Genomic DNA, 14,244 nt, shown 5'->3' on the forward strand with positions numbered 1-14,244 from the left:
ATCACGAACCGACGAGAGGACCTATCGGGTGCCCCCTCTGCACCAGCCCGACGCACGCGCCACGAACCCCGTGATCCCCGGCTTCCACCCCGACCCCAGTGTCTGCCGCGTCGGCGACGACTACTACCTCGCCTGCTCCAGCTTCGAGTACTTCCCCGGCGTACCCCTCTTCCACAGCCGTGACCTGGTGCACTGGACACCGATCGGCCACGCGCTGGACCGGCCGGAGCAACTGCGTCTGGCGGACGCTTCGTCCTCCGGCGGGATCTACGCCCCCACCCTGCGCCACCACGACGGCCGCTTCTGGCTGATCGTCACCAACTGCAGCGAGGGCGGCGGCAATCTGATCGTCACGGCCACCGACCCCGCCGGACCGTGGTCGGACCCCATCTGGGCACCCGGTGTCCCCGGCATCGATCCCGACCTGGTCTGGGACGAGGACGGCACCTGCTGGTGCACGGTGGCCGGAGTCTCACAGGTCCGTATCGACCCGTCCACCGGGCAGACGTACGGCACACCGCACAGCCTCTGGTCCGGCGGGCCCGGCGCCAAAGCACCGGAGGCCCCGCACCTGTACCGGATCGGCGACTACTGGTACCTGCTCATCGCCGAGGGCGGCACCGAGCGCTGCCACGGCGTCTCGATCGCCCGCGGCCGTACGCCCGCCGGCCCGTTCGAACCGTGCCCGGACAACCCGGTCCTCACCCACCGCGGCACCGACCACCCTGTCCAGAACACCGGGCACGCCGACCTGGTCCAGGGCCCCGACGGCTCCTGGTGGATGGTGCTGCTCGGCGTCCGACCGGGTGGCGGCACACCGGGCTGGCACGTGCTCGGGCGGGAGACCTTCCTGGCCCCCGTGACGTGGGTGGACGACTGGCCGGTCGTCGGCGAGGTCGCCCTGGACCTGCCCGAGCTCCCGTGGCCGCTCTCCCCCGGCCCTGTCGAAGAGCAGCGAGACGATTTCGAACTCGCCGAACTGCGACCGTCCTGGATCTCCCTGCGCGACCGGCCCGCCGAACACTGCACCACCAAGGAGCGTCCCGGATGGCTGACGCTCCGCGCGCGGGGCAGTTCCCTGGACGAACCCGACGTGGTGTTCACCGGCAGGCGCCAGCAGCATGCCACGTGCCGGGCAAGAACTCTGGTCGATGCCACGGACGGCAGCGGCGGCCTCGCCGTCCGGCTCGACGAACGGCACCATTACGCGATCGAGGTGTCCGGCACGCAGGTCCAAGTGACCGCGCGCGTCGGCTCGTTGCGGACGGTCGTCGCCACGCAGCCCGTGCCCGCCGGGCCGGTGATCCTCGCCGTCACGATCACGGCCCCGCCGCCTCCGCACGGACCGTGCACCGGACCCGACGTCGTCTCCCTCGGCGTCGAGCAGCCCGACGGCACGTTCACCGAACTCGCGACCCTCGACGGCCGCTACCTGTCGACCGAGGTCGCCGGCGGCTTCACCGGCCGGGTCATCGGCATGTACGCCGCGCGAGACACCGTCCACTTCGACTGGTTCGGCTACGAGCCCCTCAAGCACTGAACCGACCGAACAGACACCGACCGAAAGGAACGACACACGTGAAGCTGAGACGGCAACCCGCACACCACCGCGGCCGCGGCCCAGGCCGCCTGGCCGCTCTGCTGCTGACCCTGGTCGTCATGTTGGGCCTGACCGGCGGCACCGCGCTGGCCGCGCCCGACGGCACGAATCAGGCGCCACCGTCGGCGATCAGAGTTCCGGCTTCCGCCAAGGACGCCGTCGCACAGATGCAGCCCAGCTGGAACCTGGGCAACACCCTGGACGCCATACCCAATGAGGATTCCTGGGGCAACGGGCAGACCAGCAAAGCGACGTTCGAGAAGATCGCCAAGGACGGGTTCCGCAGCGTCCGCATCCCGGTGACCTGGAGCGATCACCAGTCCACCACCGCGCCCTACGCTATCGACGCCACCTACATGGCCCGCGTCAAGCAGCTCGCCGACTGGGCGCAGGACAGCGGCCTGTACGTCGTGCTCAACGTCCACCACGACTCGTGGATGTGGGTCTCGAAGATGACCACCGACCACGACAACGTAGTCGCCCGCTTCAACTCCACCTGGAGGCAGATCGCCGCGGCGTTCCGCAACGAGCCGCGCTCCCTGCTCTTCGAGGGCATCAACGAACCGCAGTTCGACAACGCCACGCCCGCGCAGAAGACCGAGTTCCTGAGCGAGCTTCAGCTCTCCTTCCACTCGATCGTCCGCTCCTCGGGCGGCGCGAACACGAACCGCATGTTGTCGCTGACCACGCAGTTCGGCAGTGGCGAACAGGCCCTCATGGACGACCTGTACAAGACGATCTCCTCGCTGAACGACCGTCAGCTCGTGGCGCAGGTGCACTTCTACAGCTGGTACCCGTTCAGCGTGAACGTCGCGGGCGGCACCCACTACGACGACGTCGCGCAGAAGAACCTGGAGGACTCCTTCGCCGCCATGCACCGCACGTTCGTCGCCAAGGGCATCCCGCTCTACATCGGCGAGTACGGTCTGCTCGAATACCCCAATCACTTCCACCCCTCCCGCGTCGAGCGCGGCGAGGCGCTGAAGTACTACGAGCACGTGGGCTACGGGGCGCGCAGGTACGGCATCACCACCGCCCTGTGGGACCCGTTCTCGTATCTGAACCGCGACACCCTCGAGTGGCGTGACCCGGCCCTGTTCGCCGCGATCAAGTCGAGCTGGACCACCCGCTCGGGCACGGCCTCCTTCGACAAGGTCTTCGTGCCGAAGTCCAGCCCGGTCACCGCCAAGTCGCTCACCCTCAACCTCAACGGCACCTCGTTGCGAGGGGTGTGGCAGGGCGAGACCCGACTGCTCCCGGGACGGGACTACACCGTCTCCGGCACCACGCTGACCTTCACCGCCAAGGCGCTGACCCACCTGGTCGGCAACCGCGCATACGGCGTCAACTCGACGCTCCAGGCCCGGTTCACCAGTGGGGTGCCCTGGAACATCGACATCGTCACCAACGACGTTCCGGTGCTGTCGGACGCCACCGGCACCACCGAATCGTTCACCGTTCCCACCCAGTACCGGGGCAACGACCTGGCCACGATGCACGCCACGTACGCCGACGGCAGCAACGCCGGCCCGACCGACTGGACTCCGTACCAGGAGTTCAACAAGGCGTTCTCGCCCGACTACCCGAACGGCACGATCATCCTGACCCCCGAGTTCCTCAAGACACTCCGCGACGGGGAACCGGCGACGCTGGTCTTCCACCCCTACAGCGGAGCCAAGGTGACCTACCACGTCACCAGGTCCGGAAATTCGGTCACCGGCACGGTCTCCTGACCGGCCACTCCTTCAGCCTGGCCGCCCGCTCCCCCGGGCGGCCAGGCTGAAGAGGAGAGCCTCGACGCCGCGCAGTGTATGAACGGCACACCGGCTCCGCCGAGGGCACGAGGGCGGCTACGACGCGATGGCCGTGACCCTCGCCCGTATCCTCGACGAGCGTCCGGGCACCACGGGCTTCGTCGTCGCGGTCTGCCCCGACCAGGTCGCCACCCAGGCCTCCGTGCGGCTGACCTCGGTCGCCATCCCCGCACAGGACATGGGCCGGCACGCCGTGGAACGCCTGGTGGCCAAGCTGGAAGGCCGCGGCAAGGACGAAGTCGTCCTCATCGCACCCGCGTTGACCGTCCGCACGAGGACACGCGGAAACAAGCGCTCAGCAAGCCAGTCGGCGACGGAAAAGCAGCGGCGAGAGGTGGCCGGGCCAGCCCCACCGAGCATCGTCATCGCCGACCGGGCTACCCGCGTGTCGGACCGAGCCCTGGGCCAGGGAGCCCGAGCACCGTGAGCGCTCGGGGCGACGCCCTCTCCCGAGTCCCTCAGCTGTCGGCCTGCGCCTTGCGGAAAGGATCCGCGACCTCGGCGCCTTGTCGCGCTCCGCATCCGCGATGTACTTCTCCAGGCGCAGCGCGTTGCCCAAGCACGCCTCCACGTACCAGACGAGATTGCAGTCCTTGTCCGGCGTACCCGTGATGCCGCCGGTCTCTGTGCTGCTGGTCGTGCGAGCCTCCTCCGACTTCGCGGGCCCTCGCCCTTCGGAGGCAGCCCGGGTACCCGCCCCACCCCCGCACAAACCCCCGGCCCAGCCCCGCGCACCTCCCCGGCGTGCCGGAAGGTGTGGACGGGGTCAGCCTGGATACGTGAACGCAAGAACCTGGATCCATCCGAAAGGTATGTGCGCCATGGGAAGCCCGAACGACGACGTCATGGGTGACGAGGTCTACCAGCCCCAAGGCACCGACGACCGTGAGGACGAGGGCGTCCTGGACCCGGAGGACACCCTCAGCGACCGGGGCAGCGACCCCTACGAGGAAGGCTGGTCACCCCCCGAGCGTCCGCTCGCCGTGGAGCATCAGGGCACCACCGCTCGTGAGCAGCACGAGGGCGAGAGTCTGGACCAGAGGCTGGCCGAGGAGCGTACGGATCCGGCGCTGGAGGAGCTCGACGCGGACGACCGCGTAGGGGATCTCCCGGGCGGGCAGGGGGAGCCGCTGGACGCCGAGGTGGGTGCCGACCGCGCGGGCCGCCTCGTGGCTCCGGACGAAGGCGCGCACGAGGACGCCGAGAAGGACATGATCGCCGAAGACGTCGGCATCGACGGCGGCGCGGCCTCCGCGGAAGAGGCTGCCGTCCACCGCGTCCCGGACGAGGACGACACATTGCCGTAGCTCTCGCGCCCCCTTTTTCCGAACGACGTGTCCCAACGGCCTTTACGTACGGGAGGTCTTCATGAATTCCGACGTCGCGCGCGGTACCTCCGCCTCACCCGTCAGCCACCACTCGGACGTCACGCTGCGGGTGAACGGCAAACCGCACACGCTCACCGTCGACCACCGTTCCGTTCTGCTGGACGTGCTGCGTGAGGACCTCGACCTCATCGGCGCCAAAAAGGGCTGTGACCACGGCCAGTGAGGCGCATGCACGGTCCTGGTCGACGGCCGCCGTGCCAACAGTTGCCTGCTGCCCGCCGTCGCCCTCGACGGCGGCGACATCACCACCGTCGAAGGACTCTCGGGGGAGGGCGAGGAACTCCATCCGCTCCAGCGCGCCTTCCTGGACCGCGACGCCTTTCAGTGCGGCTACTGCACCCCAGGACAGATCTGCAGCGCCCTGGGCGCGGTCACCGAGGCGGCGGCCGGCCATCCCTCCCACGTCACCGACCCCGCCGTCCCCTCCGGGCAGCCCGTACCGCTGGGCGCGGACGAGATCCGCGAGCGGCTCAGCGGCAACCTCTGCCGCTGCGGCGCCTACCCGCACATCGTCGAAGCCGTCCAGGACGTGATCCCGTGAAGCCCTTCGGATACATACGCGCGGGCAGCGCCGAGGAGGCGGCCGACGCGTACGCCTCGCATCCCGGCGCGCGGTATCTCAGCGGCGGCACCAATCTCGTCGATCTGATGAAGCTCGGCGTGGAAGAGCCGGCCACCCTCGTCGACGTCAGCCGACTGCCCCTGGACTCGGTGGAGGAACTGCCCGACGGCGGGCTGCGGATCGGGGCCACCGTCCGCAACAGCGACCTCGCGGCCCACCCCCTGGTCCGTGACCGCTACCCGGTGCTCTCACAGGCACTGCTCGCAGGCGCCTCCGGGCAACTGCGCAACATCGCCACCACGGGCGGCAACCTTCTCCAGCGCACCCGCTGCCCCTATTTCCAGGACACCGGCAAACCCTGCAACAAACGCGAGCCCGGCAGCGGCTGCGGCGCCCGGAACGGCGTCCATCGTGACCACGCGGTGCTCGGGCATTCCCCGCAGTGCATCGCCACGCACCCCTCCGACATGGCCGTAGCCCTGTCCGCCCTCGACGCACGCGTCGAGCTGTACGGGACCGACGGCGAACGCTCCGTCCCCGCCGCCGAGTTCCACCGGCTGCCCGGTGACCACCCCGAGCGTGACACCGAGATCCGCCCCGGCGAACTCATCACCGCAGTCGTCCTACCAGCCGCCGCAGCCGGGCTGCCGTCCCTCTACCGCAAGGCCCGCGACCGCGCCTCGTACGCCTTCGCCCTCGCCTCCGTCGCCGCGGTCCTGCACACCGGCGACGGCGTCGTCCAACACGCCGGGATCGCTTTCGGCGCGCTGGCCCACCGGCCCTGGCGCGCCCGGCGCGCGGAGGAAGCCCTGCTGGGCGCCGCGCCCACGGCCGCCGCCTTCGAGCGTGCCGTGGACCTCGAACTCGCCGCCGCCCAGCCCCTGCGCGACAACGCATACAAAGTGCGTCTGGCCCGCAATCTCGCCCTCGACGTCCTGACCAGGCTGGCGCCGCCGACCAACACCTGACAGCCGCCTCGCCACTGGCAGCCCCAGGAGGACTCCATGGCCGACACCGACACCGCACTGGGCGCGCCCGCCGAGCGCCGGGAGGGCCGTGACAAGGTCACCGGCCTGGCCCGCTATGCCGCCGAACCCACCGTCTCCGGCCGGGTGCACGCGTGGCCCGTGGCTGCCGCCGTCGCCTGTGGTTCGGTCCGCGCGATCGACACCAGCGAGGCCCTGCGGCTCCCCGAGGTCCTGAGCGTACTCACCCACGAGAACGCTCCCCGGCTCGCCGACCCCCGACGACCCCACACTCGCCGTCCTGCAGAACTCCCGGGTACCGCACCGCGGTTGGCCGGTCGCCCTGGTGGTCGCCGAGACGCTGGAAGCGGCCCGGTCCGGTGCCGCGGCGGTGCGTGTCGAGTACGCCGCACAGGACCACGACGTGACTCTCACCGAGAACCATCCGGGAGCGTACGTCCCCGAGGAGGCCAACGGTGGCTACCAGCCACCGCGTCACACCGCTGGACGTTCCCAGCCCCTCCTGGATGCGCGCGCCCGGCGAGGCACCCGGCATGTACGCCCTGGAGTCGGCCATGGACGAACTCGCCGTGGCACTCAGGATGGACCCCGTCGAACTGCGCATCGCGAACGAGCCGGACACCGAACCGGACAGCGACAAACCGTTCAGCAGCCGGCATCTGGTCGAGTGTCTGCGTGAGGGCGCCCGGCGCTTCGACTGGTCGCACCGGGATCCGCGGCCGGGCACCCGTTCCGCGGGCCCCCTGCTGCTGGGATCGGGGGTGGCGGCCGCCATGTATCCCGTGCTGATCCAGCCCTCCACCGCGACCGCTCAAGCGCGGCCGGACGGAAGCTTCGTCGTGCGGGTCAACGCGACCGACATCGGCACCGGTGCCCGCACGGTCCTCGCGCAGGTCGCCGCCGACGCCCTCGGCGTCCCGCTGGAACGGGTCCGTACCGAGATCGGGAACAGCGACCTGCCCTCGGCTTCACTGGCCGGCGGTTCCTCGGGCACCGCCTCATGGGGCTGGGCGGTCCACGAGGCGTGCACACGGTTGCGCGCCGTTCTCGCGGAACACACGGGCTCCCTGCCCGAGCCGGGTCTCACCGCGAGCGCCGACACGGAAGGCAGCGCGGACGCCGACAGCGACTACTCGCGGCACGCCTTCGGCGCCCACTTCGCCGAGGTCACCGTCGACACGGTCACCGGGGAGGTCCGGGTCCGCCGCCTGCTGGGCGTGTACGCGGCAGGGCACATACTCAACGCCCGTACCGCCCGCTCCCAGTTCATCGGCGGCATGACGATGGGCCTGGGCATGGCCCTGACCGAGGGCAGCACCATGGACGCCGCGTTCGGTGACTTCACCGAGGCAGACCTGGCCGCCTACCACCTACCCGCCCATGCCGACGTGCCCGCCGTCGAGGCCCACTGGATCGACGAGGACGATCCCCACCTCAACCCGATGGGCAGCAAGGGCATCGGCGAGATCGGGATCGTCGGTACGGCGGCGGCCATCGGCAACGCCGTCCACCACGCCACCGGTGTCCGGTACCGGGAGCTTCCCCTGACACCGGACCGCGTGCTGGCCGGCCTCCCGTAGTTCCGTTCACTTCGGTGCCGGACTCGGCTTCAGCGCTCGCTCGCTCGCGGTGGCGGATGTCACTGGTTCCGCGCGGCAGGCCCCGGTGCGGCGGCGAGGACGCGGACGTCCCAGGCACCGAGCCGCACGGGCTCACCGGCCGGGACCGCGCTGGCGTCCAGGGCGTCGGTCAGGTCCACCGGTGCCTGGGCGGTGGCAGGCTGCCAGCTCCAGTTGTGGACGACGTGGACGCGCCGGCCGTCGGGGGCGGTGCCGGTGGCGACGGTGACCGAGTTGGGCAGGTCCTGCCAGCCGCTGCGCGGGGAGGGCGCGAGCCACGTGGCGAGCGCGCGGGCCAGACTGCGGCCGGGCACGGTGCCCACGCACGTGACGCGGCCCGCGCCGTGTCGGCGGGTGGTGACGGCGGGCCAGCGCCCGAAGTGCGGGTGGTCGTACTCGGCCAGGACATCGGCGTCCTCGACGGCCAGGCCCTCCACCCAACGGGTGGCCACCGCGTCGGCGGGCAGCTGGAGCGGGCTGTGGGGTGCGGCGCGCAGCGGCAGGTCGGCGTGCAGGTTGCTGAACTCGTCGTACCGGACGCCGGCGGCCCGGACCAGTCGTGCCGGCGTCACCTCGTGGCGTGCCCGCGCCTCATGGTCGCCGTAGCCGGTGCGGGGACCGAGGACGAGGTGGCCGCCCGCCTCCGCGTAGGCGCCGAGCCAGTCCAGCGTCGCGTCGTCGGCCACGTACAGCCCTGGTGCGATGAGCACGGGGTGCAGCTCGGCCGCCGACTCCGGTGCCATGCCTGGGCATTCGCCGCGCGGGTCGTGCAACTGACGGGTGTGCAGGATGCGTACCTGGCGTCCAGCCTCGAACGCGCCCCGGTAGAACGGGTCGAAGATGCCCTCGTAAGCACCTCCGTCCGGACCGCCGTCGGAAGTCGCGAGCGGCGGGTACTTGCGCATCAGCCACTTGCTCGGCGCCGAGTACACCATCGCGATGTCGGCGTCCGGTGTGATCCCGGCGACCAGGTCTCCTGCCCGCTCGAATTCCGCTCCCAGGCGGGCGAGTTCACCGTAGACGCGGCCCGGCCGTCCGCTGTGCGGGAGGATCCCGCCCCAGTACGTCTCGGTGCCGAAGTGCAGCGTGTGCCAGTGCCAGTACTCGATCATGCGGGCCCCGCGCGCGACCAGCGCCCACGCGGCCTGCCGCCACTGCCCGTCGAAGGCGGGCCGGTTGTCGGAGGTGCCGCCGATGGCCTGGGCGTTGGTCTCCGTGATCAGGAACGGCTCCTGTCGCGAGGAGTAGATCCGGTCGGCGCTGTGGTGCAGCGCCCACGCCCCGTACGCCATCCACTGCTGCGGCAGCTTCTCGCGCGGCGGCTCGGGCATCGTGAGGCTGTCCTGCATGTCGTAGTACGGGTTGCCCGCGGTGACGTCCAGGCTGTCGGTGAGCTCGTCGTCCTCCAGGCCGGGAGAGCCGTAGGCCAGGCACGTGGTGACGAATTGGCCTGGCCGCGCGTACTCGCGCACGATGTCGGCCTGCCATTTGATGAACTCGGTGGTCTGCCGCGCCTCGAACGCCTGCCAGGCCAGGTCGTACTGGGGCTGGGCATTGCCCTCCGGCTTCCACAGGTCCGCCCAGGTGCTCAGCCGGTGCGACCAGTAGGTCAGTCCCCACTCGTGGTTGAGGTTCTCCACGTCGCCGTAGCGCTGCCGCAGATCGTCCACGAACCGCTGGAAGACGCCGTGGTTGTGCGCGATCCGCGTGCCGGGCTCGTTGTCCACCTGGAAGCCGATGACGGCGGGGTGCGAGGCGTACCGGGCGGCGATCCGGCGGATGACGCGCTCCGCGTGGAAGCGGAACGCGGGGTGGGTGTAGTCCACCTCCTGACGGCCGCCCCACGCGGCGGGCTTTCCGTTCGCGTCCTCGGAGGCTATCTCCGGGTACTGCCGGGCGAGCCAGGGCGGCACCGCGTACGTCGGCGTACCGAGAACCACGGAGATGCCGCGCTCGTGGGCGGCGTCGAGGACGGGCTGCAGCCAGTCCAGTTCGAACCGGCCGTTCTCCGGTTCCCAGGTGGACCAGACCGACTCGCCGACGCGGATGACGGTGAACTTCGCTTCCGCCATGAGATCGAGGTCGGCCTTGAGCCGCTCGTACGGCTGGTACTCGTGGTAGTAGGCGGCGCCGAACAGGACGCGCGCGGGCAGATCAGCAGTCATGGCGAAGCCCCTGAGAGACGTGTGGATCCCGGCGGCCGGGACGAGGACGCTGAGCAGTCGAAGCGCTTCAATCGATGATGAAGCTAATGAGGAATTTCGGACCGAACAAGGGGGCCGCAGTCAAGGAAGCCCTCTTCCTTGCCAGGGATTGACATGACATCTTGGACGGTGACAGCGTCGAAGCGCTTCACCAACTGACCCTTCTCCTCCTTGTGGAGGTATCCCTCCGTGGGTGCTTTCCTCCCCGCAGGCTTCCGCTTCGGAGCCGCGACCGCCGCCTACCAGATCGAGGGGGCCCACGACCAGGACGGCCGCGGCCCTTCCATCTGGGACACCTTCAGCCACACCCCTGGCCGCACCCTCGGCGGCGCCACCGGCGACACCGCCTGCGACCACTACCACCGCTACCGCGAGGACATCGGCCTGCTGCGCGGGCTGGGCGTCGACGGCTACCGGTTCTCGATCGCCTGGCCCCGCCTGCTGCCGGAGGGCACCGGGCCGGTCAACGCCAAGGGCCTGGACTTCTACGACCGGTTGATCGACGAGCTGCTGGCCGCCGGTGTCGCACCCGCCGTCACGCTCTATCACTGGGACCTGCCCCAGGCCCTGGAAGACCGCGGTGGCTGGCGCGTCAGGGAGACCGCCGAGGCCTTCGCGCAGTACGCGGCCCTCGCCGCCGAGCGCTACGGGGACCGGGTGGAACGCTGGATCACCCTCAACGAGCCCTACTGCTCCGCCTTCGTCGGCTACGCCGAAGGGCGGCACGCACCCGGCGCCCAAGAGGGCAGCGGCGCACTGGCCGCCGCTCACCACCTGCTGGTCGCCCACGGCCTCGCCGTACGCGCACTGCGCGCCGCGGGCGCCCGGGAGATCGGAATCACCCTCAACCTCGACCGCATCCACGCCGCCTCCGACCGGCCCGAGGACCGCGCCGCCCTGCGTCGTGCAGAGACCCTGCACAACGACATCTGGACGGAACCGCTCCTCGCCGACCGTTACCCCCTGCATGAGGCCGAGACCTGGGCGGGGTTCGCCGACGGCCCCTGGCGGCTGCCCGGCGACCTGGACCTGATCGGCGCCCCGCTGGACTTCCTGGGCATCAACTTCTACCGGCCCCTCACCGTGACCGATGCGCCCCATCAGGTGGCCGACCCCGCCAAGCGCACCGCCGTGGACGTGGGCGTGGCCGAACTGGACCCGTACGGCACCCGGCACACCACCATGGGCTGGCCGGTCGTTCCGTCCGCGTTCACGGAACTCCTCCGTGAACTGCACGCCCACTACCCGCAGTTGCCGCCGATCTGGATCACCGAGAACGGCTCCGCGGAGGCCGACACGGTCTCCCCCGACGGCCACGTCCACGACGCCGATCGCATCCGCTACCTGTCCGACCACCTCGCCGCCGTGTCCGACGCCATCGCCGCCGGCGTCGACGTACGCGGCTACTACGCCTGGTCGCTGCTCGACAACTTCGAGTGGGCGCGCGGCTACGACCAGCGCTTCGGCCTGGTCCACATCGACTACGACACCCAGGACCGCACCCCCAAGGACAGCTACCACTGGTACCGGGGCCTGATCACCGCGCACCGCGCGCGCAGGGAGGAACCCGCCCCATGAAGTTCACGGACGGTTACTGGCTGATGCGTCCGGGCTGCACCGCCCGCTATGCGGCCGAGGTCGCCGACGTCCGCGCCGACGACCACCGGCTGATCCTGTACGCACCCGTCAAACACGTGAGCCGGCGTGGGCAGACCCTCAACAGCCCGCTGCTGACCGTCGAGTGCTGGTCCCCGGCCGAGGGGATCATCGGCGTACGGACCACCCACCATGCCGGATCGGTGCGCCGAGGACCGGAGTTCACGCTGTCCGGTGCCGATACCGAGGCCGGCAAGGTGCACCAGGACGGCGCGGTACGGGAACTGACCTCCGGCGAACTGACGCTGCGGGTGGATACGGAGCAGCCGTGGCGGCTGGAGTTCACCGCCGGCGGACGCGTCCTGACCTCCGCCGGCGAACGCGGCACCGGTTTCGTCACCGACGCCGAGGGCAGTCACCACATGGTCGGCCAACTCACCCTGGACGTGGGCGAACTGGTCTACGGGCTGGGTGAGCGATTCACCCCGTTCGTCAAGAACGGGCAGGCGGTGGACATCTGGCAGGCCGACGGCGGCACCAGCAGCGAACAGGCGTACAAGAACATCCCGTTCCACCTGACCAACCGTGGATACGGCGTCTTTGTGAACCATCCCGGCAAGGTCAGTTACGAGGTCGGCTCGGAGAGCGTCGGACAGGTCCAGTTCAGCGTCGAGGACCAGTCGCTGGAGTACTTCATCATGTACGGCCCGACCCCGAAGCAGGTCCTGGAGCGCTACACCGCGCTCACCGGCCGCCCGGCGCTGCCGCCCGCCTGGGCACTGGGCCTGTGGCTGACCACGTCGTTCACGACCGACTACGACGAGGCCACGGTGGGCCGTTTCATCGACGGCATGGCCGAACGCGGCATCCCGCTGAGCGTCTTCCACTTCGACTGCTTCTGGATGCGCGGCTACCAGTGGTGCGACTTCGCCTGGGACTCCGACACCTTCCCCGACCCGGCCGGCATGCTCAGCAGACTCCGGCAGCAGGGGCTGCGGATCTCCGTCTGGATCAATCCGTACATCGCACAGAAGTCGATGCTGTTCGAGGAGGGCATGCGCGAGGGCTACCTGGTGCGGCGCGCGGACGGCAGCGTGTGGCAGTGGGATCTGTGGCAGCCCGGCATGGCCCTCGTGGACTTCACCAACCCGGCCGCGCGCGACTGGTACACCGGCAAACTCAAGACGCTGCTCGACCAGGGCGTGGACTGCTTCAAGACGGACTTCGGCGAGCGCATCCCCACCAACGTCGTCTGGCACGACGGCTCCGACCCCGAGCGGATGCACAACTACTACACCCACCTGTTCAACCAGGCCGTCTTCGATCTGCTGCGCGCCGAGCGAGGCGAGGGCGAGGCGCTGCTGTTCGCGCGCTCCGCCACGGCGGGCGGCCAGCAGTACCCGGTCCACTGGGGCGGCGACTGCGAGTCCCACTTCAGAGCAATGGCCGAGTCGCTGCGTGGCGGACTCTCTCTCGGCCTGTCCGGCTTCGGTTTCTGGAGCCATGACATCGGCGGCTTCGAGGGCACCCCGACCCCGGCCGTGTTCAAGCGCTGGGTGCAGTTCGGGCTGCTCTCCTCCCACAGCCGCCTGCACGGCAGCAAGTCGTACCGCGTGCCGTGGGACTACGGCGAGGAAGCCGTCGACGTCACCCGCGAGTTCACCCTGCTCAAGCACCGCCTCGCCCCGTACCTCCAGCGTGCCGCGCAGCAAGCGCACACCACCGGTGTCCCGGTGATGCGCGCCATGGTGCTGGAGTTCCCCGACGACCCGGCCACCGCCACCGTCGACCGGCAGTACATGCTCGGCGACGACCTGCTCGTCGCCCCGGTCTTCACGGACGACGGCACAGTCGAGTACTACGTACCGGAAGGCACCTGGACCAATGTGCTGACGGGTGCTCAGGTCACTGGTCCCCGTTGGGCCCGTGAGCAGCACGGCTTCCACACCCTGCCGCTGCTGGCCCGCCCGGACTCGGTCATCGCGCTGGGCGCCGACGACCAGCACCCGGTCTCCGCCTGGGCGGACGGCGTCGAACTGCGGGTGCATGCCTTCGCCGACGGCGCCGAGCGAACCGTGGTGATCCCCAGCACCGACGGCGCCGGTGAGACGGCGTGCTTCCACCTGCGCCGCCGCGGCGACCGCCTGCATGTGACCACCGACAGTCCGCACGCGTGGCAACTGCGGATCGGCGGCCCGAACGCCACCGCGCACACCCGGCCCGCCGGCACATCGGAGGCCGACCTGCCGTATCCGGCCTGAACCCGACAGCCAGGGGCGGGGTCCCTGCGGGGCCCGTCCTCGGCCCGCTGCCTCGGCGCGCCAGGCCGCAACCGGGGGCGGCCAAGTGGTCGGCTCCGGTACTCCTTCGGGGGTTGATCATGCTGCGAGTGCAGCCAGCGGCGACTGCTGGAGGCGCTGCGCACCGGCTGAGCGCCCAGGGCTCGGGTCAGACCCTAAAGGACTTCCGGAGCCG

The 14,244-nt window shown here is 70.3% G+C and carries 7 protein-coding genes and 4 pseudogenes; 9 read left to right on the forward strand and 2 right to left on the reverse strand.

What is annotated here, in order from left to right; translation table 11 throughout:
• Window positions 1–28: 28 nt before the first annotated feature.
• The 3 genes and pseudogenes from OHU89_RS02125 to OHU89_RS02135 all read left to right on the forward strand — a co-directional run.
• The gene (locus OHU89_RS02125) at window positions 29–1,540 is read left to right on the forward strand and encodes a glycoside hydrolase family 43 protein (protein ID WP_405639241.1); all 1,512 of its coding nucleotides are present in this window, start codon (window positions 29–31) and stop codon (window positions 1,538–1,540) included.
• Window positions 1,541–1,578: 38 nt separating this feature from the next.
• A complete protein-coding gene (locus OHU89_RS02130) occupies window positions 1,579–3,333 on the forward strand; it encodes a cellulase family glycosylhydrolase (RefSeq protein ID WP_405639243.1) in 1,755 nt (584 codons plus the stop codon).
• Between the two features lie 94 nt (window positions 3,334–3,427).
• Window positions 3,428–3,841: pseudogene (locus OHU89_RS02135) on the forward strand (substrate-binding domain-containing protein); the annotation flags it as partial.
• Here OHU89_RS02135 and OHU89_RS02140 read toward each other — a convergent pair.
• Window positions 3,827–4,027: pseudogene (locus tag OHU89_RS02140) on the reverse strand (hypothetical protein); the annotation flags it as partial. The pseudogenes OHU89_RS02135 and OHU89_RS02140 overlap by 15 nt on opposite strands.
• A 208-nt stretch (window positions 4,028–4,235) precedes the next feature.
• On the opposite strand from OHU89_RS02140, the gene OHU89_RS02145 reads away from it, so the two are divergent.
• The 4 genes and pseudogenes from OHU89_RS02145 to OHU89_RS02160 all read left to right on the forward strand — a co-directional run bounded on the left by OHU89_RS02145 (window position 4,236) and on the right by OHU89_RS02160 (window position 7,930).
• On the forward strand, window positions 4,236–4,721 hold the full coding sequence (locus tag OHU89_RS02145) for a DUF5709 domain-containing protein (RefSeq protein WP_405639245.1): 486 nt from the start codon (window positions 4,236–4,238) through the stop codon (window positions 4,719–4,721).
• 61 nt (window positions 4,722–4,782) lie between these two features.
• Window positions 4,783–5,343: pseudogene (locus tag OHU89_RS02150) on the forward strand (2Fe-2S iron-sulfur cluster-binding protein).
• Window positions 5,340–6,332, forward strand: a complete 993-nt coding sequence (locus OHU89_RS02155; RefSeq protein WP_405639247.1) for an FAD binding domain-containing protein — start codon at window positions 5,340–5,342, stop codon at window positions 6,330–6,332. The pseudogene OHU89_RS02150 and the gene OHU89_RS02155 overlap by 4 nt, the downstream one beginning before the upstream one ends.
• Window positions 6,333–6,368: 36 nt before the next feature.
• Window positions 6,369–7,930 (forward strand): annotated as a pseudogene (locus OHU89_RS02160) (xanthine dehydrogenase family protein molybdopterin-binding subunit).
• A 59-nt stretch (window positions 7,931–7,989) separates the two neighbouring features.
• Here the strand turns inward: OHU89_RS02160 and OHU89_RS02165 are convergent.
• Complete coding sequence (locus OHU89_RS02165; protein WP_405639249.1) at window positions 7,990–10,134, reverse strand: beta-galactosidase; 2,145 nt, start codon at window positions 10,132–10,134, stop codon at window positions 7,990–7,992.
• A gap of 228 nt (window positions 10,135–10,362) precedes the next feature.
• Here OHU89_RS02165 and OHU89_RS02170 point away from each other — a divergent pair, with 228 nt between their 5' ends.
• Window positions 10,363–11,751 carry a GH1 family beta-glucosidase gene (locus OHU89_RS02170; protein WP_405639251.1) on the forward strand — a complete coding sequence of 463 codons (1,389 nt, stop codon included), beginning with the start codon at window positions 10,363–10,365 and terminating at the stop codon, window positions 11,749–11,751.
• On the forward strand, window positions 11,748–14,030 hold the full coding sequence (yicI, locus tag OHU89_RS02175; protein ID WP_405639253.1) for an alpha-xylosidase: 2,283 nt from the start codon (window positions 11,748–11,750) through the stop codon (window positions 14,028–14,030). The genes OHU89_RS02170 and yicI overlap by 4 nt, the downstream gene beginning before the upstream one ends.
• Window positions 14,031–14,244: the final 214 nt, after the last annotated feature.

Source organism: Streptomyces sp. NBC_00019, from assembly GCF_045041015.1.
Classification (GTDB): Bacteria; Actinomycetota; Actinomycetes; order Streptomycetales; family Streptomycetaceae; genus Streptomyces.

Bases quoted from the DNA above. Each gene is read 5' to 3' on its own strand.
- OHU89_RS02165 (WP_405639249.1), bottom strand. From the start codon at position 10,134: ATGACTGCTGATCTGCCCGCGCGCGTCCTGTTCGGCGCCGCCTACTAC.
- OHU89_RS02145 (WP_405639245.1), top strand. From the start codon at position 4,236: ATGGGAAGCCCGAACGACGACGTCATGGGTGACGAGGTCTACCAGCCC.
- yicI (WP_405639253.1), top strand. From the start codon at position 11,748: ATGAAGTTCACGGACGGTTACTGGCTGATGCGTCCGGGCTGCACCGCC.